1 pseudogene is annotated in these 525 nt (G+C 46.3%); it reads left to right on the forward strand.

Features of this window, described 5'->3' with window-relative positions:
* Nucleotides 1-525 (forward strand): annotated as a pseudogene (vpoC, locus tag R7093_RS27900) (efflux RND transporter outer membrane protein VpoC); the annotation flags it as partial.

Consider the following 525-nt stretch of genomic DNA (forward strand, 5'->3'; position numbering starts at 1 on the left):
TGACGTGTCAAACGACTCAAATGCCCTAACTGCTGGCGTTAACTTCTCGCAAGAACTTTACAACCGCGCATCTTGGATCACATTAGATACTGCTGAAAAAAGCGCTCGCCAAGCAGACGCTACTTACGCAGCAGCACAACAAGGTTTGATCCTTCGCGTATCTCAAGCGTACTTCGAAGTATTGCGCGCTCAAGACAACCTAGTCTTCGTTCGTGCAGAAAAAGCAGCCGTTGGTCGCCAACTAGAACAAACAAAACAACGCTTTGAAGTTGGTTTGTCGGCAATTACTGACGTTCACGACGCACAAGCTCAGTACGATGCAGTACTAGCGGATGAAGTGTTGGCAGAAAATGACCTGATCAACAGCTACGAATCGCTACGTGAAATCACAGGTCAAGAACACAAAAACTTAAACGTTCTTGATACTAACCGTTTCTCTGCGACTCGCACTAGCAGCCCTGCTGAAACATTGATCGAAGAAGCGAAAACGAAGAACCTTAGCCTATTGTCAGCTCGTATTTCTCA

The sequence above is a fragment of the Vibrio sp. 1580 genome (assembly GCF_033340055.1).